The organism is Sphingobium sp. HDIP04 (assembly GCF_000445085.1).
Lineage (GTDB): Bacteria > Pseudomonadota > Alphaproteobacteria > Sphingomonadales > Sphingomonadaceae > Sphingobium > Sphingobium indicum.
This window is the reverse complement of sequence record NZ_ATDO01000129.1, coordinates 48,419-73,459: the sequence shown is the minus strand read 5'-3', so window position 1 is coordinate 73,459 and position 25,041 is coordinate 48,419. Positions and strand designations below refer to the sequence as shown.

Below are 25,041 nucleotides of genomic sequence, written 5' to 3'. Positions count from 1 at the left end.
CGCAGGCGGGAGCACGGCGCGTTACAGCACATCCCCCGCCGCGTTGAAGGCCTCTTCCTCCGTCTCCGGCAGGGGCGGCTGCACCGGCTTGTCGCAGCCCTCCTCCTTCATATGCGCGCGCAGCGCGTCCATGCGCCCCAGATTCCATCGCGCCAGCGGCACGCCCAGCGGCCGGAATTCGGCGCGGTCGAACAGTTCCACCACATAATTCCTGCAAAGATTGTCCACCTGCTCAAGCGTCAGCATGCCAAGGTTCATCACCATCGGCTTGCCCGGCACGCCGTTGCGCCCCCGCACCAGGTCCGTCACGTAAAGCCCGCCGCGCGGATCGACGAGGACGACGTCGGCCCGCGACGCGTCGATCATCCGGTGGCTCGCCGCATAGGGCGCGACGAAGCTGTGCGTCCGCCACACCAGGAAGGCGCTGCTGAGCAAGGTGATGGCGGTTCCCAGGAACAGGGGCCGCATGGCGCCCGTCCGGAAGCGCGCCCAGCCAAGGCCCGCCAGCAGGCAGAAAGGCCCGATGAAACCATGGGCATAGCGATAGCCCCAGCCATAGCCCTGCGCCAGGGCGAGCGCGCATCCGGCAAAGCAGCCCAGCGCCAGCGGCAGCGCGATCTCCTGCCCCCGGATCGCCCCCCGCCAGCGCATCGCGAACACGCCCAGCGTCGCCAGAGGCACCATCAATATATTGTTCCAGGCGGCGAAGCGGCTGAGATTGACCAGTGGCTGCCAGCGGTCGCCCAGCCGCTCGAACAGGCTGCCCACCTTGTCCGCCACGCCTGCGGAAGGGCGCACGTCGGTCGCCTGCCCCAGCGCGTGGGTCAGGAAGGCGGGCCATAGCTTCGCCCAGACGATGACGACGACCGCCAGCACCAGCATGTGGAAGATCGCGACCCGCCACCGCCGTCCCAGCAGCATCCAGAGGATGAAGGGCGCGATGAAGATCGGCGGGAAATGCCATTGGTGCAGCCCCGCCGCCGCCAGCGCGACCACGCCCGCGCCCAGATGCCCGACCGCCCCGCCGCGCAGCACCAGCGCCAGCCAGACCATGTTGAGCGCGAAATGCCCCGTCATGGCATAGGGCGTCATCGCCGTGACCCATAGCTGCGCCGACGACAGCCCCAGCAGCATCGTCACCCACACCGCGTCCGGCCTGTCGGGGAACAGGTGCAGCGCCACCCGCCACAGCGCGAACAGCCCCGCCATCAGCAGCGCCGGCCCGGCCAGATTGGGGTCGCCCGCCTGCCAGAACAGCGCCTGGATCGCGCTGTTCACCGGCAGATAGGCCGCCGTCCAATAATCCGCCGCGCCGAAGGGGGAGAAGAATTCGGGCATGATCGCCCGGCGATAGGCCTCCCACTCCATCGGGATCGGGCGGGCCAGGAAACCCTCCCGCATATAGGCGGCGGCAAAGCGGGCGACCTCCTCGTCGCGGGAGATGGAATAGTCCTGGAACAGCCAGTAATGCCCCGCCCATGCCACCAGGCCGAAGAACAGCACCAGCGGCACCATCACCCGCGCGCGCGGCGGCGGCAGGCGCCAGCCCATGCCCTCCGCGAAGGGCGCGGCCAGCGTCAGCAGCAGCAATCCGCCCAGAAGCGCCGGAAAATCCTGGTCGAGGAACAGGATCACCGCCAGGCTGATGCCCTGCCTGTAGGTCACATGCCAGAGGAAAGTCGCGCCCAGCCACAGCGTCAGCCCGATCGCGCCCGCAAGGAACAGGCGGGTGGCACTGATGGGGCGCAACCGATTGAACATCAGCCTTCCCGCGGCAGCAGCGCCCGGTTGACGAAAATGCCGTCCATCTCGACCAGCAGGGGGAAATGCCCCTTGTTGTTGGCGAAGAAGGCGGAGGGGACGAAGCCATGCTCCGCCAGCCAGTCGATCATCGCGCGATAGCCGGTTCCGCCCTCATAGATCGGCCGGACGCCGAGTTCGGTCTGCACGCCCGCCATGTCGCGCAGCCCGTCGCCCGCGCCTTCGCAGACGGACAGGTCGTGCCCCTGCGTATCCATCTTCAGGAAAGGCCGGGTAAAGCCGTGGGCGCGCCTGAGGTCAGGCAACAGGCTTTCCAGCCGGCGGCATTGCATGTCGACCGTGCGCGTCACCCTGTTGCGCTCGGCGAAGATCGCGTCCTGCTCCCCCGACGGCGCCTTCAGCGAGCTGAACTGGTCGGCCGCCATGATGTTGAAGCTCGCCATGCCGTCGAAGTCGGACAGGGCCATGTTGAACACATGCCATCGGCGGTCGGACGAGGCGTTGCGTTCCAGTTCGGAAAAGATGTCCGGATTGGGCTCAAAGGACAATATCGTGCCGCCAAAGCCCGCATCCCTGCGCAGCATCGTCGCATATTGGCCCCGGTTGGCGCCGACGTCGAACACGCAATCCACCGCGAAGGCGCCCAGGAAACGGCGCAGCGCCTGGATTTCGGGATATTGATGCACCCGCCCCGCCAGCGCCAGCCGAACCGCCAGCGCCCGGTCGCGCAGTTCCCGGATATGACGGCTCATTTCCCGGTCACGCCGCGATAGATGGCGATGGTGGCCAGGGCCATGTCCTTCCAGTTGCCCATTGAATCTCCATAGGTGCGCGCGCGCGCTCCCAAAGCCTGCCTGATGGCCGCGCTTTCTACGAGGGGCAAGAGGGCTTGCGCAAGCGCGGGCGCGTTTCCCGCCGGCGTCCTGGCGGCGACCCCCTCCGGCAGGTCGGCGAACATGCCCGCGTCCGACGTGACCATGGCCTTGCCATGGTGCAGGGCCGACAGGAAAGCGCCGCTGCTGTCGATATGCCGATAGGGGAAGGCCAATATGTCCGCCTTCGCCATATGCGCGTCGAGCCGCTGCTCCGTGAGGAAAGCGAGATCGGTGATCAGCCGCTCGCCAAAGCCCGCGGCGCGGACACGCTCGATCAGCGGGGCGATGTCCATGAAGGGCTTGCCCGCCAGCGCCAGTTCGAAGCGATGCCCGGCGCGCCAGAGCGACAGGCAGGCCTCCAGCAGCAGGTCGACGCCCTTATAAGGCCGGATGGTGCCGAAAAACAGCAGGCGCGGCAGGATAGCATCCGGCACCTGCGCCAGATCCTCCGCTCCGGCGGGCGCAAGCCGCATCGGCGGGTGCGGAGTCACATGGATGCGCTTGGGATCGACGCCCTGCCGCTCCAGCGCTTCCCGCGTTGTCCCGCCATGGACGATCAGCGCGTCGAACATGTCGAGCAGGCCGCGATAGCCCCTGCCCTGCACCCCGGCGTCGGCATGATAGGCATCGGCATTGTGAACCGTGTGGACCAGCGCCGTCCTGCCCTTCAACCGCCGCAGCATGATCCGGTCGGCCGGCGCGAGCGGCAGCCATTGCATATGCGCGACATCCGCCCCGGCCAGCGGGGCAAGGTCGCCCAGCGCGCAGCTGAGCCCATATTCCGCCGCCTTGAGCAGGCGGAAGGCCCGCCCTTCGCCCATGCGCCGGCGCAGCGCCTCGCTCCGGCGGAAGAAGCGCGGCTCGTAGCGATAGCCCCGCGGCACGATGGCGTCCGTCGCCCGCATCGGCCGGCCGAGCAAGGCGACCTCCGCGCCCTCGCCCGCCATCGCGGCGCAGAGGCTGTCGTCATAGCGCCCGGTGAAAAGCGACGGATCGCACATGGCGACCTTCATCCGCGCTTCCCCACCAACTGGCGCAGCGAAAGTCCGTGGATGAACGCCGCGACGAACAGGGTCAGCGCGTAGAGGAGCAGGAACATGAGGTCGAACCGATCCGGCGCGAATATCCGGGCCAGCGGCACGCTGAGCAGCGACCCGGCAAGGAAGGGCAAGGACCGGCCAAGCAGCAGCCTGAACCGCCCCAGCGCGCCCTGCACATAGACGGACACGCAGATCAGGGCGAGCGCCAGCAGCGCGCCGCCGATCAGCAGCAGGTCGACCCGGTCGATCGCGGCGCGGCCGTCGAACAGCTTTGCGAACAGCCACTCGCCCAGCAGCAGCAAGGCCGCCGAAGCGCCCAGCGCGAAGAATAGCGCCGCGCCGAGCGCCCGCGTCACCAACTGGCGCAGCCTTGCCCGGTCGCCGGCGTGGAAGGCGCGGGTGATCCGGGGCAAGGCCGCCTCCACCATCGCCCTCACCAGCATGGAAAGGGATCGGGACATCTTGAAGAAGAAGTCGAAGACCAGCATCGGCCGCGCATCCTGGGTCGCGGCGGCAATGGTGAAATAAGGCGCGTTATAGGCCAGGATTTCGGAAATGGTGAAGGCCGCCGAAGCGCCGATGTCCCGCAGATAATGGCGCCTGACATGGCCGCCGCCGACCCTGAAGGACAGCCAGTGCCGCGCCCGCATGCCCAGGCGCCGATGCACCAGGGCGATGGCATAGCCGATCACCGCGATGCTGACGCAAAGCTGCAAGGCGACGGACATGCGCGGGTCCAGCCCCTGCAGGATGAACAGCAGCAGCGCGATGGTCATCGCCCGGCGCAGGCAATCCAGCGCTTCCCAGAGGAAATTGCCGTCCACCGCCGCCAGCGCCCTCTTGGCGAGCAGGGCGGGCAGGTTGAGACAGGCGGACAGGAAGAAAAGCAGGAAGAGAAGCGGCATGCCCGTATGCAGCCCGCCCGCCGCCAGCGCGGCCAGCAGAACAGCCAGGCCGCCGATCATCAGCAGGCCCAGGAACAGGAACAGCACGCCCATTTCCTCCAGCCGGAAGCCGCCCGCCTCGCCCTTCTCCGGCCCTGAATTTCCCGGCCCCGAATTCCCCAGCCCCGAATTCCCCAGCCAATACCGCCGCAGCCGCGCATAGATGATGCTGGTAAGGCCGAATTCGGCGGAAATCGTGAAATTGCCGAACGCCACCAGCAGCAGGAAGGACTGGAACTCGCGCAACGGCAGGACGCGCACGAAGACATAGGTGACGGCAAAGCCCCAGATCAGCGTCAGCCCGACATTGGCGAGCTTGATGAGGGCAAGGATGCGCGCCGATCCCTCCATCCGGGCAAGCGCGCTGCCGGGCGGCATGCTCACCGCGCGCCGGTCGTCAAAGGCTTGCGCGCGCGGAACAGCCTGTCGTCCAGCGCATGATAATGCCGCGTATCGGCGTCGATGGCGCCGGCGTCGATCTCCTCCAGGTCGAAGCCCGCCGCCCGGATGCGGTCGGCGAAGTCAGGGCCATATTGGCGCACATGGTCCCACTGGCCGAAACGCCGCTCCCGTTCGCGCGGAGGCATGTCGAAGCTGCCGTCCTCGGTCGGCTTGTCCCATAACGGGACGATCAGCCACGCCTCGCCGCCGGGTTTCAGCGCGCGATGGATGTTGCGCAGCACGGCATGATCGTCGGGCACATGCTCCATCACATGGCTGGCGTAGAAGAGGTCGTAACGATCGCTGGCGTCGAGCGCCATCAGGTCCACGCGCCGCATGTTCGGCACAGAATAGCGGCCGGGATCGAGGTCGGCGGGGGTATAGTCCGCGGCGGCGGAAAAGCGGCGCACCAGGCTGCCCTCATTGGGCGCCATGTGCAGCACCGCGCCCTGTTCCGGCACGGTCAGCACATGGCCCGCGATCAGATGGTTCATCAGCCGTTCGCGGGGGGAAGCGCCGCAGTTCGGGCAACCCCATTCGGCATTGTCGCCATAGCGGAAGAAGCCGACCACCGCCTGCCCGCAGGCCGGGCAGCCCCGGTTCGCCCGCGCGCCCAGCGCCTTGCGCGCGGCCAGCAGGGTCCGGGTCAGATGCTTGCCGGCGGCCTTCGCCACCCGCTGGAAAGTGATCACGCCTTGGCTCCAAAAAGCAGTTGGCACCGGCCTATACAATATGCCGCCGCTTTGGCGAGCGATTCCGTGGCGCCCGCCCCTTTCAGGCCGTCATCCCCGCGAAGGCCGATCAGCGCGACTTGGCCGGATTCCAGATGGTCACGGTCCGCCCCGTCATCGCCTTCGCCACGCCCTGGAGCGTCGCGGCATAGGCGATCGCGATGTCCACCACCGCCGCGAAAGGCCCGCCGCTGGACCGCAGCCCGCGCCACAGGATGAACACCCCCGTCAGCCCGCCAACCATGTAGAGCGTCGGCGAAATCCGCATCGCCAGCGTCCCCGCCGCGACGAGGCCCGTCAGGATGAAGATCCCGCCGAACCAGCGCACGATCTTGCGAGAGGCATATTTGAACCGATCCAATGCCCCCATCCGCCGCAATTGCGGCCGCAAATGGCTGTGCGTGTGCCAGGCGCGGGCGGCGATGCGCACCTTGCGCCGATATTCGTCGCCGCGCCCGGCGACCAGCCGCTCGCAGGCGATCACGTCCTTCGCCTTCACCAGCCGCCTGCCCGCGAAGACCACCGCCATCGACACGGTCAGATCGTCGAGCACGCTGTCGGGAAATTCCGGATAAAGCGCCCGCCGGATGGAAAAGATCGACCCGTCCGCCCCCAGCACGTTCCCGGTGCGCGATTCCTCGTCCTTCAACCGCTCCTCGATCCGCCAGTAGAGCGACCCGACCGAGGCGGTCGCGCTTTCCCCATCGCCCATATAGTGCAGCGACCCCAGCACGCCTCCGATCTCCGGATCGGCATAGCGCGCCAGCAGATTGTCGACGGCGTCGGGGTCCAGCATGACATTGGCGTCGGTGAAGATCAGCACGTCGCCCTTGGCCCGCGCCGCCAGCAGCTTCATGCCATGCGCCTTGCCGCTGCGCCCCGGCCCGCGCAGCAGCGTCACCAGATCGCTCCGCGCCGCGATCAGCGCCGCCGTCTCGTCCGACGATCCGTCGTCGAAGGCAAGGATTTCCAGCGCCGGGCAGCGCGCCTTCAACATCGCCAGATTGGCCAACTTTTCCGGCATCGCCGCCGCCTCGTTATAGGCGCAGAACAGCAGCGATGCGGACGGCGCCGGCCCCGCGACCGGCCGTTCCGCCTTCGTCGGCAGCAGGCGCAGGATCAGCGGGTAGAAAAGAAACGGCCACGCCACCGCCACCAGCGACAGCAGCAACAGCAACGCCGCGATCAGGTCGATCCCGTCCATCAATAGGCCTTATGGTGCACCAGCACGCCGATGGTCGCGACGATGATGCGCAGGTCGCGCCAGATCGACCATTGGGTGACATATTCCAGGTCCGACTGGAGCCGGTCGATCAGATCCTGATGATGGTCGGTCGATCCGCGATGGCCGCGCACCTGCGCCAGCCCGGTCATGCCCGGCTTGATGCAATGCCGTTCCCAATAGCGCTCGTCCACTTCCCAATAGAGGCTGTCGCCGGCCTTGGCGGCGGCGGCATGGGGGCGCGGGCCGACGATGCTCATGTCGCCGCGCAGCACGTTGAAAAGCTGCGGCAGCTCATCGATGCTGGTCTTGCGCAGGAAACGGCCCACGGCCGTCACCCGGTCGTCGTCCCGCGCCGTCAGCCTGTCGGCCTTCCGGTCGCTCGCCTCCGTCCGCATGGAACGGAATTTGTAGATGTTGAACGGCCGGGCGTCACGGCCGATGCGCGGCTGGCGGAAGATGACGGGGCCGGGGCTGGTCAGCTTCACCGCCAGCGCCGCCGCGATCAGCACCGGGGACAGCGCGATGGTGGCCGCCGTCGCCACGACGATGTCGAAGAATCGCTTGATCAGGCGATCGCGGAACTGGAACGGCCCGCCCGCGACGATGATCGTCGGCTGGCCGTCGAATTCGTCCACCCGCGCCGGGGCGAAGCGCAGCAGTTCGGGCACCACGATCTCGCCCCGCGCCGACAGGGACTTGAGCGCCACCGACCAGTCGTCCATCCGCTCCATCGGACAGGCAACGATCACCCGTTCCGCCAGCCCCACGGCGGCGGCCAGGCGGGCCGCCATGTCCGCGTCATGCCCCTTGGGATGCAATCCCGCGCCGGCGGCCTCTATCACATGCATGTGCGGGCCGGCATCGATCGTGACCCCGTCCATGATGACCGCCGTCAGGTGCGGCACCTCGCCCAGCAGGTGCGCGCTCAGCCGCCCGATGGCCAGCCGCACGGCCGCCACGCCCACCGCCGAAATCCCAAGCCCGACGATGAAGGTCAGGCGCGAAAGCTGCTCCGCGATCTTGCCCAGATAGACGATCAGCAGCATCAGCATCGCCGCCTGCGCCAGCGCCATCAACGCCCGGAATATGCCGCGCCGCAGATCCTCCAGCATATGGATGCCATAGGCGCCGCCCTGCACGCCGAGCAGCACGTAAAGCGGCGCGATCATCGCGAACATGACGATGCCGTGCGGCTTGCCCGGTTCGCCCAGCCATGCGCCCAGCACCAGGTAATTGGCGAGCAGGAAGGACAGGAAAAGCCCCGCCATGTCCCCCAGCAGACACAGCAGGTACAGGCGCACCCGCAATATTTCCTTGGAGACTGTCACTCGTGGACCCTGATTGGCTTTGGCGTGTCCGCTCCGTTGGCATTGCCGGAGGCGGCTTTCAAGAGTTTGAATGGAGAAGAAGCGTTCCCGCGCAGGCAGGAACCCAGTTCAGGCGCCGCGATCTTGTGCAGCGACGGGACTGGAAGCCTGCCTTCGCAGGAGCATCTGGCGCAACGATCAAAGGCTGAACAACCGCGCCAAAGCCTTGTCCAGCATCAGCAACTGCCACAGCAGCCGCCCATGATCCGCCAGCCCGGCCTTGTGATCCGCGGCCACCTTGCCCAGCATCCGCGCGTCGAACCAGCCGGTCTTCGCCAGCGCCGATCCTCCCGCGATCGCCGTCGCCTCCCCGGCGAGCGGCCCCCGGAACCAGGCGCTGATCGGCGTGACGAAGCCCATTTTCGGGCGATAGAGTATGTCCTGCGGCAGGAATGGCTCCATCGCCTTCTTCATGAGGTACTTGCCGCTGTTCCCGCGAATCCGCTGCGCCACGGGCAGCCGCGCCGCGAACTCCACCAGCCGATGATCCAGCAACGGCTCCCGCGCCTCCAGGCTGACGGCCATGCTCATCCGGTCTGTCTTGGTCAATATGTCGCCGGGCAGCCAGATGCGGATGTCGGCATATTGCGCCCGGTCCAGCGGATCGCGCGCCGGCGCCTCCGCCATCATCCTGACATAGCGATCCTCCGCCCGATAGGCGCCGAGCCGCGCCTTCATGTCCGGGCTGAACAGACGCTGCCGCAGCGCATGGGGCGTAACCCCGACCGACGCGGCATAGGCTTCCCCGCCTTCCCCCGCCAGTTCCAGCAGGGTCGACTTCGCGCGCAGGGGCCGGGGCGCCCAGTCGGCCTTGGGATAGTAGCGGCCCAATGTCCCGAACAGCGGCCGCCGCACCGAAGCGGGGATCAGGCTGCGCAGCCTTTCCCCCTGCATCTGGAACCGATGCCGCCTGTAGCCGGCAAAGGCCTCGTCCGCGCCGTCGCCGGAAAGCGCCACCGTCACCTTCTCCCGCGCCAGTTCGCACACCCGGTAGGTCGGCAGCGCGGAGGCATCGGCAAAGGGCTCGTCGAAATGCAGCGCCAGCGTGTCGATCAGCCCATAATCGTCGGGCGACACGATGCGGGTGCGATGGTCGGTGGCGAAGCGCCGCGCCACCCTGTCGGCATAGGCGGTCTCGTCCAGTTCCCTGACGTCGAAGCCGATGGTGCAGGTCTTGACCGCCTGTTTCGACGCCTCCGCCATCAGCGCGACCACGCTGCTGCTGTCCACCCCGCCCGACAGGAACGCGCCCAAAGGCACGTCCGCCACCATGCGGGACCGCACCGCCTGCCGCATCAGCGCGACCATTTCCTCCTCCAGCGCCTCCGGCCTCGCCCGGCTGCGGTCGGCGAAGCTGACGTCCCAATAGCGCTGCGGCTGCGGCAGCGGCCGCCCGCGCACGATGCGCAGCGTCTCGCCCGCGCCCAGCTTGCGCACGCCCGCCACCATGCAGGCGTCGTCGGGCACATAGCCATAGGCGAGATAATCCTCGACCGCCGACAGGTCCGGCGCCCGGCGCAGCAACGGATGGGCGAGCAGGCTCTTGAGTTCCGACCCGAAGATCAGGCTGCCGTCGGACAGCAGCGCATAATGCAGCGGCTTCACCCCCAGCCTGTCGCGCACCAGCCACAGCGCCTGCGCCCGCGCATCGAACAGGGCGAAGGCGAACATGCCGTTGAACTTCTCGACGCAGGCCTCGCCCCATTGGCGATAGCCGTGCAGGATGACCTCCGTGTCGCTCTGCGTGCGGAAGACATGGCCCTTGGCCTCCAGTTCCGCCCTGACCTCCATGAAATTGTAGATTTCGCCGTTGAACACGACGGCCAGGCTGTCATCCTCCGTCAGCATGGGCTGGGTGCCGCTGCCCAGGTCGATGATCGACAGGCGCAGATGGCCCAGCCCCACCCCCGGCGCGGTCCACACGCCGCTGTCGTCCGGCCCGCGCCACGGCATGGCGTCCAGCATCAGCCCGACCCGCGCCGGGTCGACCGGCTTGGCCGTTTCTAGATGGAAAATGCCCGCAATTCCGCACATGCGAAGGGTCTTAGCGGGTTCCAAGGCTGCGGTCAGCCAAATCCTTCACATCGCCCAGATCATGCAGGAAAGCGGCGATGGCGGCATCGGCGGAACGCCCCGCCCGTTCCTCCGCCGAAACCATGATGGCGGCGGCGCGCCGGTCGCCGCCCAGCAGGCGCGCCTTCATCGTCGCCAGCTTGACCAGATGGGCGCTGCCGGTGGGCCTGCCCCCGCCGACGACGTAGAAGCTGACGACATGGCGCACCACGCGACCGGGGCCGGTGATCTGCTCGCCCCGCGCATCGCCGGGCGCGGGGGCGGGCTGCGACCAGGTCCATCCGCTGTCGGCTCCCGCCGCGCCCTGGCCGAAGCCGACCAGTTCGCGCCCCTCGTCCTGCCGGTCGAATGTCGCGATGGCGAGATCGACGACCTGCCCCTTGGCATCGCCATATCGCGCCATGGCCAGATGATCGGCGCCGTCGAAGCGCGGCCGCCAGGGCCGAAGCGGCGGCTCGTCGCTTCGGACCCAACCCTTGACCTGCGGCATCGCGGGCGCGCCGGGCAGGGGCTGGCCCGCCGCCGCGCTCGCCGCCAGCCAGAGCGGCGCGGCCACGATCATCGCCAGCGCGACGCCCGCGACGGCGCCCGTCGCAGAATGGCCCTTATGCCGCAGATCTTCGGGATCGAACCAGGGGTCGCCGGGCTGCCGGTCGAAAAAGGGCCAGGCGATCGCCATCACCACGATCATGATGACGGCGAAGAACAGCCAGCCATAGACCACATGGTCGAAGCCCGCCGCCGCATCGATGGTGGTCACTTCCGCGACGAAGATGGTGGCGAAGGCGCGCACGCCGTTCGCCAATATGGACAGGGAGAGCGCGCCGACCATGAAGGCGATCCGCCGCCTCCAGCTGGTGAAGCAGACATTGCAGACCAGCAGGCCATAGGCGGTCATGGCGATCACGAACTTCGCGCCGGAACAGGCCTCCGCCACCTCGAAATAGCCGTTGGGCGTGGTGATGAATATGCCCTGCATCTGCGCGGGAACGCCGCTCAGGCCGAGCAGGATCATGCTGATATGCGCCGTCGCCAGTTGCAGGGGCGCGACGATCTCCTCGCCGAAGGGCACCATGAAAAAGGCGTAGAACAGGGGAAACAGCAGCGCCCGCGCCACGGCCGGTCCCAGCAGGGCGATCACCGAACCCTGCAACATCATCACCAGCGCGCCATGGCGGACCACGGCGACGCCCGCCGCCGCGCCCAGCATCCAGGCGAAAGCGCCCAGCCCCAGCCAGAGCAGCCCCGGCGCCCAGGCGGAAGGCTCCAGCCGGCGCAGGCCCGGAAGGCGCTGCTGCACCAGCCATGCGACCAGGATCGGAACGAACAGGCAATGGCCATAGGTCGACGCGTTCCACCAGATCGCGACCATGCCCAGCAGGTCGCGGTGGAACAGCGCCAGGATCGTGCAGGCGACGATGGCGAGCGCGGTCAGATGACCGCGCCAGCCCGACAGCTTCACCTGCGGCCGCATGGGAAGCGCGTCTTCCATCAGGCGGCCCTCATGCCGCCGACGCCGGGCGATCCGAACAGCATGTCCGGCAGCGCCGCCAGCGTCGCCGACCAGCGGTAGCGCTCCTCCATCCGGCATCGCGCCGCATGGCCAATCCGCGCGGCGCGCTCCGGGTCGGATAGCAGGGCAAGCACCTTCTCCGCCTCCTGCGCGGGGTCGGCGGCGATCAGCAGATGCTCGCCGTCGCGGGCGTCTATCCCCTCGGCGGCCTGCGGCGATGCGACGACGGGCCGCGCCATGGCCATCGCCTCCAGCACCTTGTTCTGGATGCCGCGCGCGATCCGCAGCGGCGCCACCACCGCGTCCGCCGCCGCCAGCCAGCCGCGCACGTCGGGCACGGCGCCGGTCACGACGACGCCGGGCAGGGCCGCCAGCGCCTGCACCGATTTCGCGGGATTGCGCCCGACAATGGCGAAGATCGCATCCGGACGGCGGGCGCGGATGGCGGGCAGGGTTTCGCGGGCGAAGCTCTCCACCGCCTCGGCATTGGGGCGATAATCCATCTGCCCGGTGAAGACGAGCAGCCGCCCCTCCGGCCGGTCCACGGCGGGGAAATCCGCCAAGGGATCGAAAAAATCCAGCGCCACGCCATTGTCGACGCCGACGATGCGGTCAGGCCCCAGCCCGCTCGCCCGCCGGAACAGCGCCGCCTCCGCTTCGCTGACGAAGGCGCAGAGGTCGGCCCGCTCCGCGACCTTCCGCTCGAAATCCAGCAGCGCGCGCCCCTCCCGCCGGTTGATCCAGGCCATGGGACCGGAGCCTTGCGCGCCATAGGCCGCATATTTGGCCGAATCGAAATCCACGAAATCCATGACGAAGCGCACCCCGTCCGGCAGCGCGGGCACGAAATGCGCCATTTGCGCCGAATAGGCGGCGACCGCCGCGATCGGACGCTCCGCCAGCGTCTTCGCGACCCAGCGATGCAGGCCGGGATGATCGAACAGCGAAACCAGCAGGGGCTGCCCCTTCGCCAGCCCTTTCAGGCCCGCCGCGATGCGCGAACGGTCGCGCATCAGCACGCATTGGCTGGCGGTCATCTTCGCCATGTCCGGCGCAAAGCCCTTGTCCCGCGCATCGTCGGCAAAGCAGCCGACATGGACCGGCGCGATCTCCGCCATCCGCTCCAGCAGGTGATAGGACCGGATCTTGTCGCCCCGATCCGGCGGAAAGGGGATGCGATGGCAGAGGAAGAGTATCTCCCCCCTCACCCCAGCCCCCGCGCGATGAACGGTCCGATGAGGTTCGCGACCGGCAGGGGCAGCTTCTTCCAGAGGTCGATCCGCCGCTGGTGGCGCGGGCTGTCGGGATTGACGTCCCGCCGCTCGCCCGTGGCCGACCAGCCATGATAGGAAAGCGGCGCGGGATCGAAGCCGAAGCTCCTTTTCCACGCCGCCTGGCCGCTGCCCGTCCTGGACCGGCCGAAGTCGAAGACGCGCATGCCCCGCGCCCGGCCATGGCCCATCAGGCGGTAGTACATGAGTTCATTGGACCGAAGCCGCCGCGCATCCGCGATGCCGCCGCCCCAGAAGGGCATGACCCGCCCTTGGTGATAGAGGGTCAGCACCGCCGAGACCGGCCGCTCGCCCTCATGGACCACCAATATGTCCGCATCCTCGCCAAAGGCCGCCAGCACCTCCCGGAACAGCCGCGCCGGGAAGACCGGCGTGCCGAGATTGCGCACGCTTTCCGAATAGACGCGGTAATGCGCCCGTCGATGCCGCGCATCCCGCCCGATCTCGACGCGCAGCGCGCCATTGGCCAGCGCCTTGCGCAATTCCGCCCGATGCTTGCGCGGCACGGCCAGCAGTTCCGCCTCGTCGTCCGCCGCGATGGGCCGGGCGAAGCCGACATGGCTGCCCTCATGCAGCGTCCAGCCCTCGCCCGGCGCCGGACCGCCGCGAATCTCCACAGACGCGATTCCGCCGTCCCGCGCCATGCCCTGGCAGGCGGCGGCCAGCGCGGGCACCGCCGCCGGGTCGCTGGCGAGAATCCCGCCGTCGACGGCAAAACCCGACGACACCAGGGCCTGCCCGAACAGGGCGCTGCGCACATGATGCAGCGGCAGCAACCCCGCAATCTCCCCCGAAGGCGCCACGGCGGCCAGCATATGCGCCCGGTTGCCCGTCCCCCGCTCCACGCCCGTCAACCAGGCCGGCCGGTGGAAGGGCGTTCCCTGCGGATGCGCCATCACGAAGCCGTCCGCGGCATCACGCTGCGCCGGATCGGCAAGGTTCAGTCTGGTGACGAGCATCTCCCCCGCCATCATGCCGCCCGCTCCGCTTCTTGCGCCGCCAGCGCATCCACGCGGGTCCAGGAAAAATCCCGCGTCAGGCGGCGCAGCTTGGCCGCCATGACCGACAGGTTGCTGTAATGCCGCACCCGCGATCGCAGGGGCGCGCCCTGGACGCGGGGCTGTTCGGCGTCGATCTCCCAGGGATGGAAATAGATGATCGCCGGTCGCCCGTCCCGCTGGTTCACCTGCCGGATCGCCCAGCGCGAAAAACCATAGGGCAGCAGCCGGAAGAAGCCGCCGCCCCCCGCCGCCAGCGTCCGGCCCGCGAACCTCGCGGTGGTCACGGGCAGTTCGACCAGCGGCGATCCCTCGACCGGCCGCCAGGCGAAGCGCGGGCTTTCGGGCCAGCCATAATGATCGTGCCGGACCGGCGCGACGCTGCTGGAATAGGCATAGCCCTCCTCCGCCAGCACCTCATGCGCCCAGGGATTGCGCCGGTCGATGGAAAAGCTGGGCGCGCGATAGCCGGTCACCGCCTGCCCGGTCGCATCCTCCAATATCGCCCGCGACCGGCGCAGGTCGGCGCGAAACTGCGCCCCGTCGAAGGTGAAGACCCGCTTGTGGTCATAGCCGTGGCTGGCGACCTCATGCCCCGCATCGACGATGCGCCGCATCAGCGCCGGATAGCGTTCCGCCACCCAGCCGAGCGTGAAGAAGGTCGCCTTGACCCCCGCCTCCTCGAACAGCGCCAGCACCGCATCGGTGTTGCCCTCGACGCGATGGGCCAGGCCCGCCCAATCCTCGCGCCGGATCGTGCGCTCGAAGGCGCCGACCTGGAACCAGTCCTCGACGTCGACGGATAGGGCGTTCAGCATGGGTCCGGTCAGGCGGCGGCGCTTTGCTGCGCCTCGCCCAGCTTTTCCTCGCGCTCGACCCATTCGACCAGCAGCGTCAGCACCCGGCGCAGCGCCGTGTCCTGCTCCGTGACGCGGAACTCCAGCGTGGAAAGCCGCTCCTCGACCAGGGTGAAGCAGTCCTTGAGCGCTTCGGGATCGACGCTCGGCGCGCTGCGGGCAAAGTCGTTCTCGGCCCGAAGCGTGTCGATCTCCGCCCGCAGGGAGGCGATCTCCTCCAGCAGGTCCGCGGCCGGATCGGGCCTGGCCGCCCTCAACGCCTCGACCTCGGCGCGCAGGGACGCAACCTCCTCCGAAACCGCGGGATCGGCCGCAAGGGGCGCTGCGGCGGGCATGTCCGCCAGTTCCTCCGCATCGTCCAGCACGCTGGGCGCCATCGGTTCCGGCGTCACGTCGGCGTCCGCGCCCATGTCGCTCACCACGGCATAGACCACCTCGGCATCGATCACCGAAAGCCGGTCCAGCGCGCCCAACAGCAGCACGCGGCTCACCAGCACGTTGATCCGGCGCGGCACGCCGCCGGTCGCGGCATAGATGGCGGCAAAGGCCTCCGGCGTGAATTGCGGATCGCCCTGCCAGCCGACCAGCGACAGGCGATGCAGGATATAGGGTTCGACCTCCCGCCGCATCATCGGGTCCAGATGGTGGGTGGCGATCACGCGCTGGCGGAGCTGCTCCAGTTCCGGCGACTTCAGCAGGTCGCGAAACTCCGGCTGGCCCAGCAGGAATATCTGCAGCAGCGACTGCCCGCCCAACTGGAAGTTGGAGAGCATGCGCAGTTCCTCGATGGCGGAGATCGGCAGGTTCTGCGCCTCGTCCACGATCAGCAGCGACCGCTTGCCCGCCCGCGCCTGCGCGTGGAGCCAGCCCTCGATCTGCTTCAAGATCTGCGCCTTGGGGCTCCCGTCGACCGCCAGGCCGAAGCTCTGGGCGGCCAGGCGCAGCATGTCGTCGCCCTCGACCTGCGTGGACACGATCTTCACCGCCGTCAGCCGCGAAGGGTCGATGGTGTTCATGAGGTGCCCGACCAGCGTCGTCTTGCCCGCGCCGATGTCGCCGGTGATGACGATGAAGCCCTCCCCCTGCGCCAGGCCATAGCCCAGATAGGACAGCGCCTTGCGGTGCGTCGCGCTCTCGAAATAGAAATGCGGGTCCGGCGTCAGCTGGAACGGGCGTCCCTGCAATCCGTAGAACTGATCGTACATGTCCATCTCTCCACCCGACCGGGCATTGGCTTAAAATGTGTAGCGAAGGCCCAACTGGCCCATGGCGTTGATGACGGCGTCCAGATCGTCCGCCTTGGCGCTGTCGAGGCCGACCGAAGCCGACGCCTGCAAATTGCGCGTGACCAGCCGGTAATAGCTGGCGAAGGCGCCCAGGTTCAGCACGTCCAGCCGGTTGCCGCTGGCGTCGAAATAATTGGCGTAGACCGCCGTATCGATGCTCGACCGGCTGTCGACGCGATAGGTGAGCGAGGCGTTGCCGTACCAGTTCTGGTCCCGCGAGCCGCGCACCAGCACGGTCTCGCCCGAAGGCGTCACGAACTTGCGCTGCGAATAGCCGGCGCCGATGCCCATCCCCCATGGCCCGCGTTCGGCCGCGAACTGGGCCGCGACGCCGCGATAGCGGAAATTCACCCCCGTGACCCCGGCCAGCGCGTCGTTGAAGCACTGCCCGCCGCCGGTGGTGGAGAAGGCGCAGCCGGTGAAATCGCCAGTGAAGGGGTTGCGCACGATGTCGAGGTCGCTGCCCGAAAGCGCCGCCACGTCGGATGTGATGACCCGCCCGAAGCTGTCGATGCCGTCGAACACCACCAGCGCGAAGGACTTGTCGCGCCCCTGCCAGATGAAGCTGCCCGAATAGGTCATGCCGCCATAGCGTTCGCCCACCCGCGCGGTCAGCGACGTGCGGTGGCTCGGCCGCCACAGCACGCCGACATCCCAGATGATGTCGTCGAAATCGTAGATCAGCTGGCGCGGCGATCCTTCGTCGGTGACGTAGCGGCCGCTGGAGGAGATCACCGGCACGCCATTGCCGTCCAGCAGGGGCGAACGCTGGCTGATCTCGATCTTCTCGTAACCCACGCCGCCGATCAGGGCGAGCGTCGGGGATACAGGCAGGGTGGCGTCGAGCCGCGCCCATTCGTCCTCGAACCGCTGGTCGAGCTGGCTTGCATCCTCCCGGCCATAGCCCGCGCTGGCGACGAGGCCCAACGGCATCCACACGCCCGGCCCCACGCCCACCGATCCCATCAGGTCATGGGTGGTGGACTCGGCAAATCCGTTCCCCAGCGGCGCGCCGGGGAAGTCGACATTCACGTCATCCTCCAGCCGCGCATAGCCGAGGCGATAGGACAGGCCGATGTCCAGGTCGCCCAGCCGCGTGACATAGGACGGCCCGACATAGCCGGCATAGACCTGGCTGCTATAGCCGTCGTTGCGCACCGACGCGCCCGACAGCCCGTCCGTCCGCACCCGCGCCGCAAGGCCGCCTGCGTTCAGCGTCAGCCCGCGCGCCAGGCCATATTGGCCGCTGACGATGCCGCTGATGACGTCCTGGTCGCTAAGGTCGCCGCCCCAGCCGAAGCTGTGCGCATATTGCAGGTCGGCGGAGGCCTCCAGCCGCCGCGTCTGGATGCTGGCGGTCACGCCCGCGGTGACGTTGGTATAGGTCAGCACGTCGCCGCCGCCCTGGATCGGCGCGACCACGACCTGGTCGATGCCCAGATAGGGCGCGACGTCGACCTTGCGTTCCCCGTCCCGCGCAAGGGCGGGCGAGGCCAGGGCGACGGCCGCGAGAATAAGGGCGATGCGAGAGATCATCAGCCCGCATGCTCCCCGTCATGGCCCTGGGCATAATAGCCGCCGAAACGGCGCCCGCCGGTGGCGAAGTTCACGCCGTTGAGGAGCAGCTTCACCTTGGACGCGCCCTTGAGCAGCCCGGCCGCGTCGCGCAGCGCGCCTTCGGTCGTCCTGTCCGCCCGCACGACCAGCAGCGCGAGGGCGGCATGACCGGCCAGCACCGCCGCCGGAGACGCCGCCAGCAAGGGCGGCGAATCGAACAGGACGATGCGGTCGGGCCGCCCCTCGGTCAGCCGGTCCAGCAGCATTTCCGTCCGCGCGGAGGCGAGATATTCGGTGTCGTTGTTGCTCCGCTGCCCGGCCGGAAGGACGGAGAGCGAGGGAATGTCGGTGCGCAGCACGCAATCCTCTATGGCCACCGCCGGATCGGCCAGCGCGTCCATCAGGCCCGGCCCCGCCGCCAGGCCCAGCGCCTGCGGAATGCCGGGCTTGCCGAAATCGGCGTCGACCAGCAGGATTTCGCGATCCTTCTCCGCCGCCAGGCTGAGCGCCAGGTTGATCGCGCAGAAGCTCTTTCCCTCCCCGCTATGGGCGGAACAGACCAGCACCCGGTTGCCCCGCGCATTGCCCGCCAGTTCGGCCAGCAGGTCGCGCTTGAGCAGCCGGAACTCCTCGCTCATCCCGGTGACGGGACCGTCGGGCAGCAGATAGCCCGCCTCGACCAGCGCGATGCGGTCGATCGGCTGCACCGGCCCCATCCAGTCCGGCGCGCGATGGGCGGGGACCGGCGTTTCGGCGGCGGCGGGCGCGGGTTGCGCGATCTCCACCGCCGGCTCGCCCTCCGGCACCTCCACCGCCGGCGCGGCGCGCCCGCGCAGGGCCGCGCCGAAATCGTAGATTTCGGTCGCCCGCTCGATCAGCGATCCGCCGGAAAGGGACTTGTGCTTGTTCATCTCCGGTCCCTCCTCAGGCCAGCCCGCGCTGGACGAATTCGATGACGATCAGCAACAGGCACAGCGCCGCAAGGCCGCCGCTGGCGCCCGCAAACCACTTCATCCGCTGCCTTTCCGCCGCAAGTTGCGCCGCGTTGACGGTCTGGCTGATCGATCCGATCACGCAGGCCCCCAGCGCCTTTTCCAGCCGCGCCGCATTGGGGAAGCCGCCCTTCAGCTGCGCCGCGGCAAAGGCCGTGCCCACGCCCGCGCCCAGCCCCAGGACCAACACGCCCAACAGCAGCAGCGGCCGGTTGGGCGCGGCCGGAGCGGTCGGCAGGCTGGGGGGATTGACGATGCGGAACTGGACCGATCCGGTCTCCGACTTCACGTCGCCGCGCAGGCGGATTTCCTCGCGGTCGGCCAGCATCTTGTCATATTGGGTCTTGAGCACCTGATAGTCGCGGTCCAGCCGTTCCTGCTCGGCGGCAAGACCCGGTTCGTCCGTCTGGCGGGATGCCATGGCGTTCAGGTCCGCCTGCAACTGCGCCTTGCGGGCGGAAAGCCCCTGCACCGTCGCGGCGCGTTCCGCCTGCATCGACCGGATCGAAAGATAGGCCGGGTTGGGCGTGCCCGCCCCGCCGCCGCCGCCCTGCCCGCGCAGCAGGTCCACCTGCCGCTGGGCCGCGATCACGTCCGGATGGCTGTTGGTGAAGCCCCGCGCCCGCATGGAGGCAAGGTCCGCCTGCGCCTGCGCCAGGGCAGAAGGAGCGCCCGAAGCGCCCACGCCCGGCAGCGTCTGCGGCGTGCCCGCCAATTGCCCGTTCATCGCCGCCAATGCGCTCTGCGCCTGCACAAGCTGCGATTCGATGCTGTTGATCTCCGACCGGGCGGCGTCCATGCGCTGGCCGATGGAGCCTGCGCCCGGCAGCATGCCCGCATAGCGCTGCTCGAATTCCACGCGGCGCTGTTCGGCGGCGGCAAGCTGCTTGCCCCGCGCCGCCAGTTGCTGGTCCAGGAAGGCAAGGCTCTGGTTCGTCTCCACCTTGTCGGAGGACAGGTTGGTTTCCTGGAATATGTCGACCAGCTTCTGCACGATCTGCTGCGAAATGCGCGCATTGGCGCCGTCCGACAGGCCCGAATCGGCCCATGTGGCGCTGATGTCGATCATGCTGGGGTCAAGCTGCGCCATGACGGTGATCGTCTCGCGCAGCTTGGTGATCTTCGCCGCCAGGTCGCGCGGCCCGTCGACCGTGCGGTTGAGGTCGGTCTCCTTCACCACCCGCTCCAGATTGGCGGTGCTGGCCAGGGTCTGGCGCAGGCGGTCCAGGTCCTGCTGCGCCTGGACCTGGGTGATGCCCACCTTGTCCTCCAGCAGCGACTGGGTGTTCACATAGACACGCGCCTTGGATTCATAGCTGTTGGGGATGAGCGCCACGCCCAGCCAGCCAGCCAGGCACACGCCCCAGGCCACGGCCAGCGCCAGCCAGCGGCGGAGCCAGAGGCCATGCAGGATGACCAGCAGTTCGTCGACCAGCGCCGCCATGTCAGAACATGCTTTCGGGAATGATGATGACGTCGCCGGGCGCCAGCATGACGTTCGCCTTGCTGTCTCCGCGCTTCAGCAGGTCGCCGATGCGGACCTGATATTCCTGCTGCTTGCCGGTTTCCTTGTTGAAGCGGACCAGCTTCGCCCTGTTGCCCGCCGCATATTCGGAAAGGCCGCCGACGGAGATCATCGCGTCGAGCAGCGTCATATTGGCGCGATAGGGGATGGAGGCGGGCTTTTCGGTCGCGCCCACGATCCGCACCTGCTGGCTGAAAGTGCCGGAAAAATTGTTGACGATCACCGACACCAGCGGATTTTCGATATATTTGCCCAGCGCCACCTTCAGGTCGTCGGCCAGTTGCCGGGGCGTCTTGCCCACCGCCGGCATGTCGGAAATCAGCGGCGTGGTGATGCGCCCGTCGGGCCGCACCTGCACCTTCGCGCCCAGGTCGGGGTTGCGCCAGACGAAGATGGTTAGGCCGTCGAGCGGGCCGATCACATATTCGTCGCCCGGCCCCTCCTGCGTCGAAACGAAGGACGCGGGCGGCAGGTTGGGCGCGCCCCCGCCCGAAGCGCAGCCCGAAAGAGCCAGAGCCGGCAGGGACACGCCGATCAACGCGCGGGAAAGTGACAGGAAACGCATAGATTCACCCCTTTTCGCGGCCGCGCCGACAACCGCCAAGGGGAGGTGCCGGCAACCGTCGAGCATTCAGCTTCGACGGCCTTCTTGCCCCCAAAGGGTAAAAATAGCGTTAGGAGTTAAGTTATTGGCAAATCAGTTGATTAAAATCAGCCGACCAGCAGTTCCCGCGGCGCCGGATGACCCAGAAAGGCAGTCGGACTGGCCGAGGCGCCATAGGCCCCCGCCAGGAAGATCGCGACCAGGTCGCCCTCCTCCACCGGCGGCAGCGCGACCTTGTCGCCCAGCCTGTCGATGGGCGTGCAGAGGCAACCCACGACCGTCACGGCATCCTCCGCCGAGGCTTCCCCGAAGCGATTGGCGACGGCGATGGGATAGTTGCGGCGCACCACCGTGCCGAAATTGCCGCTCGCCGCGAGTTGATGGTGCAGCCCGCCGTCGACGACGACGAAGGTTTCGCCCTGGCTTTTCTTCACATCGACGATGCGGGTGAGGTAGACCCCCGCCTCCCCCACCAGCCAGCGGCCCAGTTCCATGGCGAAGGCGCTGTCCTGCAATATGTCCGCCCGCCGATCGAGCAGCCCGCCCAGCGCATCCCCGATGGGCCGGATGTCCAGCCGTTCGTCGCCGGGGAAATAGGGAATGCCGAAGCCGCCGCCCAGATTGACCAGCGGCGGCGGCGCCCCCACCGCTTCGGACAGGCGGGCGGCGAGATCGACCGTCGCCGCCTGCGTCTCGATCAGCGCCTGCGCCCCCAGCGCCTGGCTGCCGGCGAAGATATGCCAGCCGCGCCACTCGCCCCCGGCCTCGATCACCCGGCGCGCCAGCGCCGCCGCGCGCTCCGCGTCCACGCCGAAGGGCTTGGCCCCGCCGCCCATGCGCATGCCGGACCCTTTCAGGTCGAAATCCGGGTTCACCCGCACCGCCAGCTTCGGCGTCCTGCCACGCCGCTCCGCGAGCGCGATGGCCCGCCGCGCCTCGCCCTCCGACTCCAGGTTGATCGTCGCGCCGCTGTCTATGGCGACGATCAGTTCATCGTCGCGCTTTCCCGGCCCGGCGAAGCTGATATGGGCAGCGTCCATCCCCGCCTCCAGCGCCCGCGCCAGTTCCCCGCCCGACGCCACGTCGAATCCGTCGACCAGCTTCGCCATCCGCTCCAGCAGGGGGGCATGGGGATTGGCCTTCACCGCATAATGGAGCGACAGCGCCGCGGGCATGGCGTCGCGAAAGGCCCGCGCCTGCCCCTCTACGATGCCCATGTCATAGACGAACAGCGGCGTGTCCCCGGCCTCCTCGACCAGGCTCGCCGCGCCGCAGCCGCCGATCAGCAACATGCCCTCCTCGCCCGCGAAGAAGGGCGGGATCGGTCCCATCGGCTTCATGCCGCAAATTCCTTCGCCAGCGCCACGCGGTCGATCTTGCCATTGGGATTGCGGGGAAATTCGGACAGCATGACGATCTCTCGCGGTTGCATGAAATTGGGAAGCTCCTGCCGAAGCCGCGCCTCCACCTGCGCCTTTAGCTCCGGCGAAGCCCCGCGCAACAACAACAGCACCGCCTGCCCCAGTCGATCGTCCCGGACGCCCAGCGCCACCGCTTCGCCAATCCCCTCCACCGCGACGGCGGCTTCCTCGACCTCCGTGGGGCTGATGCGGTTGCCGGCGGACTTGATCATGGCGTCGTCGCGTCCGACGAAATAAAGCAGTCCCCGCGCATCCCGGCGGACGGTGTCGCCCGACCACACCGCCATGCCGCCATAGCGGGAGGCCGCGGGCGCAGGCCTGAACCGCTCCGCCGTGCGCGCCGGATCGCGCCAATAGCCCTGGGCCACCAGCGGCCCGCAATGCACCAGTTCGCCCGCCTCGTCGTCGCCCGCCACCGAACCGTCCGGACGAACGACCAGTATCTCCGCATGGGGAATGGCCGATCCCATGCTGTCGGGATGGCTGTCCACCAGCGCGGGCGGCAGATAGGTGGAGCGGAACGCCTCCGTCAGCCCATACATGGGGTAGAGGTCCGCCCGCGCAAACAGCGCCCGCAACTTCGCCACCAGCGGCCGGGTCAGCGCCCCTCCGCTGTTGGTGAGCCGCCTGAGCTTCGCCGCCACGTCGGCGGGCCAATCCAGCTCGGTCAACTGCACCCAGAGCGGCGGCACCCCCGCCAGGGTGGTGATGTCCCACCGATCCACCGCCTTCACCACGTCGCGCGGCGTCAGATAGTCGAGCGGACAGGCGCATCCCCCCGCGAACCAGGTCGAAAACAACTGGTTCTGCCCATAATCGAAGCTGAAGGGGAGCAGGCAAAGCGTCCGGTCCTCCGCCGCCAGCTTCAGATATTCCGCCACCGACGCGGCCCCCAGCCAGAGATTGGCGTGGCTCAGCATCACGCCCTTGGGCCGCCCGGTCGATCCGCTGGTGTAGAGGATCGCGGCCAGTTCGTCCGGCGCGGCATGGGACGGCGCCAGCGCCTCCCCGCCGCTCATCGCGCAGGCCGCATCGTCCTCCCGGTGCAGGTCGCATCGTTCCGGCACGTCGCCCGGCGTCAGCGTCGCCAGGCGGCTGGCCGTCCCGATCAGCAGCGACGCGCCGCTGTCCGCCAATATATGCGCGACCTGCGCATGCTTGAGCAGCGGGTTGACCGGCACATGGACCAGCCCGGCGCGGGGCGCGGCGAGCGGCATCAGCGCAGCGACCGGGCCCTTGGCGACCCAGCTTGCGACTCGCGCCCCCTTTTCCAGCCCGAATCCGGCCAGCCATGCCGCCAGCCGCCCCAATGTCGCTTCCAGTTCGGCATAGCTTTGCGTGCCCGACCGCCCGTCCAGCGCGGGCCGTTCCGGGTCGCCGCGCAGCAGCAGATGGTCGATCGGCCGCACCTGCGCGCCGTCGATCATGGGGGCCGTCCTGGGCGCGGGGGAATCGCTTAACTCCATCTCCAGACTTTTTTCCTAAAGGCGATGCTGTCGACGGGGAGATAATGGTTTGCTGGTCGCAAGGGAATATCGCAGCGTCGCAGATGCGCGCCAGGCCCTGGGCCCGGCGCTCGACCGCGCCTGCACGCCCTCGCTGTTCGACCGCATCGACTGGTTCGAATCGCTCCACGCGCACTGCTTTCCCGCGACGGACGTCCGCATATTCCAGGCGCTGGAGCGGGAATGCCAGGCATGGCTTTTCCTGCTCTCGCCCGGCGCGGGACGGCTCAGCGCGCTCGCCAACTGGTACAGCTTCCACTGGGCGCCGATCTTCCTCGGCCCTCCCGACCAGGCCGTGCGCCGCCGCCTGGTCGAAGTCATCGCCCAATCCCTGCTGAACGACAGCGCCCAGATAGACCTCTATCCCGTCACCGGCGCGTCGGACATGCTGCTCGACGCCTTTCGCCGCGCCGGCTGGTTCAGCGTCCGGCGGCCGATGGGCGGGCGGCACATATTGCACCTGAACGGCCGGACCTTCGCGGATTATTGGGCGCAGCGGCCCGGCCGCCTGCGCACGCTGATCGCGCGCAAGAAGCGCGCGAGCCGCTTCACCCTCAGCATCGCGGACCGGCTGACCGACGCGCTGTGGCGCGACTATGCCGCCGTGCAGGCGCGAAGCTGGAAGAAGCCGGAGGCCGATCTGCGCTTTCTTCATGCGTTGGCCCAGCGGGAAAGCGCCGCCGGCACGCTGCGCCTGGGCTTTGCGCGGCTGGAGGACCAGCCGGTGGCGACCCAGCTATGGACGGTGGAGAACGGCGTCGCCCTGATCCACAAGCTGGCCCATGACCAGGGGTTCGACGGCGCCTCCCCCGGCAGCCTGCTCAGCCATGCGATGTTCGCCCACGCCATCGATCGGGATCATGTCGCGACGATCGACTATGGAACCGGCGACAACGGCTACAAGACCGACTGGATGGAGGAGCGGGAAACGCTCCACCGGCTCGATTTCTTCAATCCCAGAAGGGCGTCGATATGGCTCCCGGCTGCGCGCGCCGCCATTTCCGCGCTTGTAGGTTAGCGGCGGAACGACTAGG

20 protein-coding genes are annotated in these 25,041 nt (G+C 68.4%); 1 reads left to right on the top strand and 19 read right to left on the bottom strand.

The features are described 5' to 3' along the window. Positions 1–21 precede the first annotated feature (21 nt). From L286_RS44560 to L286_RS44470, 19 genes are all read right to left on the bottom strand, one after another. Positions 22–1,761, bottom strand: coding sequence for a hypothetical protein (locus L286_RS44560; RefSeq protein WP_007688457.1), 1,740 nt, complete (start codon positions 1,759–1,761; stop codon positions 22–24). Next, positions 1,761–2,513 carry an FkbM family methyltransferase gene (locus L286_RS44555; protein ID WP_020818816.1) on the bottom strand — a complete coding sequence of 251 codons (753 nt, stop codon included), beginning with the start codon at positions 2,511–2,513 and terminating at the stop codon, positions 1,761–1,763. The genes L286_RS44560 and L286_RS44555 overlap by 1 nt, the downstream gene beginning before the upstream one ends. Continuing rightward, the gene (locus L286_RS44550) at positions 2,510–3,649 is read right to left on the bottom strand and encodes a glycosyltransferase family 4 protein (RefSeq protein WP_020818817.1); all 1,140 of its coding nucleotides are present in this window, start codon (positions 3,647–3,649) and stop codon (positions 2,510–2,512) included. The genes L286_RS44555 and L286_RS44550 overlap by 4 nt, the downstream gene beginning before the upstream one ends. Continuing rightward, positions 3,646–4,998 (bottom strand): hypothetical protein, encoded by a 1,353-nt coding sequence (locus L286_RS44545; RefSeq protein WP_020818818.1) that lies wholly within the window; start codon positions 4,996–4,998, stop codon positions 3,646–3,648. Before L286_RS44545 ends, L286_RS44550 begins: the two co-directional genes overlap by 4 nt. A gap of 2 nt (positions 4,999–5,000) precedes the next feature. Next, complete coding sequence (locus tag L286_RS44540; protein ID WP_013039879.1) at positions 5,001–5,753, bottom strand: class I SAM-dependent methyltransferase; 753 nt, start codon at positions 5,751–5,753, stop codon at positions 5,001–5,003. Between the two features lie 109 nt (positions 5,754–5,862). Further along, entirely contained in the window at positions 5,863–6,996 is a 1,134-nt protein-coding gene (locus L286_RS44535) for a glycosyltransferase family 2 protein (protein WP_020818819.1), read from the bottom strand. Further along, complete coding sequence (locus tag L286_RS44530) at positions 6,996–8,345, bottom strand: sugar transferase (protein WP_025160970.1); 1,350 nt, start codon at positions 8,343–8,345, stop codon at positions 6,996–6,998. Before L286_RS44530 ends, L286_RS44535 begins: the two co-directional genes overlap by 1 nt. Before the next feature lie 177 nt (positions 8,346–8,522). Further along, complete coding sequence (locus L286_RS44525) at positions 8,523–10,418, bottom strand: XrtA/PEP-CTERM system amidotransferase (protein WP_020818821.1); 1,896 nt, start codon at positions 10,416–10,418, stop codon at positions 8,523–8,525. A gap of 10 nt (positions 10,419–10,428) precedes the next feature. Continuing rightward, positions 10,429–11,949 (bottom strand): exosortase A, encoded by a 1,521-nt coding sequence (xrtA, locus tag L286_RS44520; RefSeq protein ID WP_020818822.1) that lies wholly within the window; start codon positions 11,947–11,949, stop codon positions 10,429–10,431. Then, complete coding sequence (locus L286_RS44515) at positions 11,949–13,178, bottom strand: TIGR03087 family PEP-CTERM/XrtA system glycosyltransferase (RefSeq protein ID WP_020818823.1); 1,230 nt, start codon at positions 13,176–13,178, stop codon at positions 11,949–11,951. Before L286_RS44515 ends, xrtA begins: the two co-directional genes overlap by 1 nt. Continuing rightward, positions 13,175–14,236, bottom strand: coding sequence for a FemAB family XrtA/PEP-CTERM system-associated protein (locus L286_RS44510; RefSeq protein ID WP_013039873.1), 1,062 nt, complete (start codon positions 14,234–14,236; stop codon positions 13,175–13,177). Before L286_RS44510 ends, L286_RS44515 begins: the two co-directional genes overlap by 4 nt. Further along, the gene (locus L286_RS44505) at positions 14,233–15,078 is read right to left on the bottom strand and encodes an XrtA system polysaccharide deacetylase (RefSeq protein WP_007687005.1); all 846 of its coding nucleotides are present in this window, start codon (positions 15,076–15,078) and stop codon (positions 14,233–14,235) included. Before L286_RS44505 ends, L286_RS44510 begins: the two co-directional genes overlap by 4 nt. An 8-nt stretch (positions 15,079–15,086) precedes the next feature. Then, positions 15,087–16,322, bottom strand: a complete 1,236-nt coding sequence (locus L286_RS44500) for an XrtA/PEP-CTERM system-associated ATPase (protein WP_007687003.1) — start codon at positions 16,320–16,322, stop codon at positions 15,087–15,089. 30 nt (positions 16,323–16,352) lie between these two features. Beyond that, positions 16,353–17,939 (bottom strand): hypothetical protein, encoded by a 1,587-nt coding sequence (locus L286_RS44495; RefSeq protein WP_020818824.1) that lies wholly within the window; start codon positions 17,937–17,939, stop codon positions 16,353–16,355. Continuing rightward, a complete protein-coding gene (locus L286_RS44490; RefSeq protein ID WP_020818825.1) occupies positions 17,939–18,871 on the bottom strand; it encodes a P-loop NTPase in 933 nt (310 codons plus the stop codon). The genes L286_RS44495 and L286_RS44490 overlap by 1 nt, the downstream gene beginning before the upstream one ends. 13 nt (positions 18,872–18,884) lie before the next feature. Then, complete coding sequence (locus tag L286_RS44485; protein ID WP_020818826.1) at positions 18,885–20,396, bottom strand: XrtA system polysaccharide chain length determinant; 1,512 nt, start codon at positions 20,394–20,396, stop codon at positions 18,885–18,887. A 1-nt stretch (position 20,397) separates the two neighbouring features. Next, positions 20,398–21,042 carry an XrtA/PEP-CTERM system exopolysaccharide export protein gene (locus L286_RS44480; RefSeq protein WP_020818827.1) on the bottom strand — a complete coding sequence of 215 codons (645 nt, stop codon included), beginning with the start codon at positions 21,040–21,042 and terminating at the stop codon, positions 20,398–20,400. 146 nt (positions 21,043–21,188) lie between these two features. After that, entirely contained in the window at positions 21,189–22,421 is a 1,233-nt protein-coding gene (locus L286_RS44475; protein ID WP_020818828.1) for a pyridoxal-dependent decarboxylase, exosortase A system-associated, read from the bottom strand. Then, positions 22,418–23,929, bottom strand: a complete 1,512-nt coding sequence (locus L286_RS44470) for an acyl-CoA ligase (AMP-forming), exosortase A system-associated (protein WP_020818829.1) — start codon at positions 23,927–23,929, stop codon at positions 22,418–22,420. Before L286_RS44470 ends, L286_RS44475 begins: the two co-directional genes overlap by 4 nt. 88 nt (positions 23,930–24,017) lie before the next feature. Here L286_RS44470 and L286_RS44465 point away from each other — a divergent pair, with 88 nt between their 5' ends. Next, entirely contained in the window at positions 24,018–25,025 is a 1,008-nt protein-coding gene (locus tag L286_RS44465; RefSeq protein WP_020818830.1) for a GNAT family N-acetyltransferase, read from the top strand. The last annotated feature ends 16 nt before the right edge of the window (positions 25,026–25,041 follow it).

Bases quoted from the DNA above. Each gene is read 5' to 3' on its own strand.
- L286_RS44480 (WP_020818827.1), bottom strand. From the start codon at position 21,042: ATGCGTTTCCTGTCACTTTCCCGCGCGTTGATCGGCGTGTCCCTGCCG.
- L286_RS44555 (WP_020818816.1), bottom strand. From the start codon at position 2,513: ATGAGCCGTCATATCCGGGAACTGCGCGACCGGGCGCTGGCGGTTCGG.
- L286_RS44525 (WP_020818821.1), bottom strand. From the start codon at position 10,418: ATGTGCGGAATTGCGGGCATTTTCCATCTAGAAACGGCCAAGCCGGTC.
- L286_RS44490 (WP_020818825.1), bottom strand. From the start codon at position 18,871: ATGAACAAGCACAAGTCCCTTTCCGGCGGATCGCTGATCGAGCGGGCG.
- L286_RS44495 (WP_020818824.1), bottom strand. From the start codon at position 17,939: ATGATCTCTCGCATCGCCCTTATTCTCGCGGCCGTCGCCCTGGCCTCG.
- L286_RS44560 (WP_007688457.1), bottom strand. From the start codon at position 1,761: ATGTTCAATCGGTTGCGCCCCATCAGTGCCACCCGCCTGTTCCTTGCG.
- L286_RS44545 (WP_020818818.1), bottom strand. From the start codon at position 4,998: ATGCCGCCCGGCAGCGCGCTTGCCCGGATGGAGGGATCGGCGCGCATC.
- L286_RS44475 (WP_020818828.1), bottom strand. From the start codon at position 22,421: ATGAAGCCGATGGGACCGATCCCGCCCTTCTTCGCGGGCGAGGAGGGC.
- L286_RS44535 (WP_020818819.1), bottom strand. From the start codon at position 6,996: ATGGACGGGATCGACCTGATCGCGGCGTTGCTGTTGCTGCTGTCGCTG.
- L286_RS44485 (WP_020818826.1), bottom strand. From the start codon at position 20,396: ATGGCGGCGCTGGTCGACGAACTGCTGGTCATCCTGCATGGCCTCTGG.
- L286_RS44510 (WP_013039873.1), bottom strand. From the start codon at position 14,236: ATGATGGCGGGGGAGATGCTCGTCACCAGACTGAACCTTGCCGATCCG.
- L286_RS44505 (WP_007687005.1), bottom strand. From the start codon at position 15,078: ATGCTGAACGCCCTATCCGTCGACGTCGAGGACTGGTTCCAGGTCGGC.
- xrtA (WP_020818822.1), bottom strand. From the start codon at position 11,949: ATGGAAGACGCGCTTCCCATGCGGCCGCAGGTGAAGCTGTCGGGCTGG.
- L286_RS44550 (WP_020818817.1), bottom strand. From the start codon at position 3,649: ATGAAGGTCGCCATGTGCGATCCGTCGCTTTTCACCGGGCGCTATGAC.
- L286_RS44470 (WP_020818829.1), bottom strand. From the start codon at position 23,929: ATGATCGACGGCGCGCAGGTGCGGCCGATCGACCATCTGCTGCTGCGC.
- L286_RS44500 (WP_007687003.1), bottom strand. From the start codon at position 16,322: ATGTACGATCAGTTCTACGGATTGCAGGGACGCCCGTTCCAGCTGACG.